Raw genomic sequence first — 2,852 nt, 5'->3', positions numbered from 1 at the left:
CTGTCGAAGGCGGGCGGCAGCGCCGAAGCGGAATATGCGCGGGGCGTGCTGAAGGCCCTGCAGGGCGACTTCGAGGGAGCCAAAGCGAAAGTAAAGGCGGCGGAAGCCTTAGGCATGCCCGATACGGAGCGCATCCTGAACCATATCGAAGAGGCGGAAACCTTTGCACAGGAATAGGATAAAGAAATAAAATAAAGAAAGAGAAAAAAGAAACAGGATAAAGAAAGAGAATAGAGTAACCGAAAATTAAACATTAAATAAAGATAAGATGAAAAAGATTAGTTTATTATTGATTGTGTCGCTGTGTATGTTGGGAGGCTGCAAGGACGACCTTCTCAAAGAAGGCGGTGAAAACGGCCTTACGACCGAAGGCACAAACTATCTGTCCTTCAACATTGTGTCTGACGGAGGAGGGGCTGCTACGCGCGCCTGGCCGGGCATCGCCGATGACAGTGACTTCCATGCAGGCGACCACGCAGAGCAGGATATAACGACCACACAAGGATCGAATGTCGCCATCCTTTTCAACGAGAACGATTCGTTCCACTCCATGTGCGAGTTGACCGGTGATGTAGATATAAAGGACGTTACTCCCGGCGACAGATACGGAGCCGGTTCAGACGGAACCAATTTGGAGAAAACCATCGGCAAATTCACCGCCAACGTGAGGATAGCGGAAGGTGAGTCGCTGCCGACGAAAGTGCTTGTCGTACTCAATGGTAATCCAGAACGACTTACTGCCCTGGAAAGCACGCTCAAAAATAGAGAGGGATTAACGCTTCCTGATGGAAGCGCGGCAGCCAACGATGCCGAATATGTGCTTGCGTATCTTACAAGACGATTGAGCGATAAGGTGATAAACAGGGATAATTCAAGCGTGGTGATTTTCTCGCCGTCAGGGGTTGATACCGAATACTGCACCATGACGAATTCCGTATATTTAGGCACCGGGAATAAGGACGAAGACATTAAGTTAACCGCCGATCATGGAACAGGAACAATATATGATTTGGTTGATATAAGGGATAATATCCAGGCGACGAAGGAAGCGGCAGAGAGCGATCCTGTGACTGTGCATGTGGAGCGTCTGGCCGTAAAAGTTGAGGTTGACATTAGCACAGACATGAATCAAACGCCACTGGGTACAGGGTCCACTGTAACGGGAGATGGTTTGAAGTTTCCCTTGCTGCTACGTCCGACGGGAGATGGAGCAACGACCCAGGTGCAACAGGCCACCGGGACAACGGTAGCGGGCGCGACGAAGTCCGATTGGGCATTCGCGATGCTCGGCTGGTCTACCAACGCGGTCGCACGCCGTATGTACCTTTTCAAGAATCTGAACGACAGACGCGGCGATATATCCAAAGCATCCGATGATCTAAAACACTACAGCCAGAGCGTTCATAGTATATCAACGGAATTCTTCCAATATTGGAACGACGCTCCGCATGCGCGCTGCTACTGGGCAGTCGACGGCCACTATGCCGACCCGGACGTTTATCCCGTACAGTACCGCGTAGCAATGGACACCAAACCGCATAATTCGTTTGTTGAGATAAAAGACCGGAATAAGGTTCCGGGTAGTGGGGATGACGATGAAGCAGACGGCACCCAGAATATGCCGCTCTACTACTATTCGTACACGCAGATGCGCATGATTTCTATGGGATTGAATCCGAGTGCCGCTGATAACCTTGACAAAATCAAAGAAGGCGCCCTCGAAGACTATTTGCAGCACGGCAATCTGCGCAAAAACTTAAAGTACCGCTACTGCGGCGAGAACGTGCTGGGTCAAAAATTGATAGATGACCCGACCCATGTATGGCGCGGCGCGGCGACCCATGTGGTTTTCTTCGGACAGTTGTTGCTCGGCAATGAAATAACTGCTTACGAAGAGAAAGCCAAAAATGAAGGATATAAATCTACGCAGGATCTGTTGGAGAGTGTACCGGACAAGTTGTATGCGGCAGGTTGCTATTGGAACCGCGCAAACTATATGCAGTATGCCTACAGCCAGATATTCAACTCATTGACATCCACTTCCCGTACCATCACAGATTATTTCGGAGAGGGTGAAGGCTCAGATGAAAAAGTAGTGACCTTCACCACGCCTAGAAATAATATCAAATTGTATTATCAGAAAGCCGACGGCACCGGCGAGGAGACCCAGCTTTTGTCCACCTACTTTACGGACTTGATATCCGCACCAGATAATGGAGTAACCGAAGAATCCCTGAACGCGGTACATGACAAATTCAACTACAAGGAAGAGGACAGCAACGGCGACGACAATGACGGGCTGACGAATTGCATATTCCGTCTTTCCGCTGCCAACGTCTCCAACGGCGACGGTCGCGTAATGCTCGGTCTGAAAAAAGACTACAGACTGATCATAAAAGGTGAGGACGAAAAAGGTGAGCCGATGACGGTAGACATCACCCCCGGAAAGTTCCTGTCCATTGCATACGAGTTCGCGAACGTCGCCGACTATTATGCGTTTGGCCGCATGTACTATTACGCACCGATATGGCACCATGTAACAGCAATACCGGAAACACCGGTAAGCGTCGGCGATATAGGCGTAGTCCGCAACCACTGGTACAAACTGACCGTCAGTTCGTTGCTGAAGCCCGGTATTCCGGTAACCGACCCGAGCCAGCCGATTATCCCGAACATCGACCCGACAGACAAATATCTCGGTCTGGATATTCACATCCTCCCGTGGCATGTTATAAATCAATCAGTAACGCTGCAATAAGCAGAAACCGGTTGAAAAGAGAGAAAATAAAGGAAAAAAACGCAAGTCAGGCATTGGAAATGAACGGAAAAATGAAAGAAAAACTCACGCGACG

The 2,852-nt window shown here is 49.6% G+C and carries 1 protein-coding gene; it reads left to right on the top strand.

Annotation, left to right across the window (positions count from 1 at the left end; translation table 11 throughout):
• Positions 1-268: 268 nt before the first annotated feature.
• Positions 269-2,758 carry a fimbria major subunit gene (locus Q0Z70_RS13430; protein ID WP_298075308.1) on the top strand — a complete coding sequence of 830 codons (2,490 nt, stop codon included), beginning with the start codon at positions 269-271 and terminating at the stop codon, positions 2,756-2,758.
• Positions 2,759-2,852 lie beyond the last annotated feature (94 nt).

This window comes from uncultured Bacteroides sp. (genome assembly GCF_947632445.1).
Taxonomy (GTDB): Bacteria; Bacteroidota; Bacteroidia; order Bacteroidales; family Bacteroidaceae; genus Bacteroides.
Note: the sequence above shows the minus strand (reverse complement) of the source record. Positions and strands in the feature narration are given on the sequence as shown.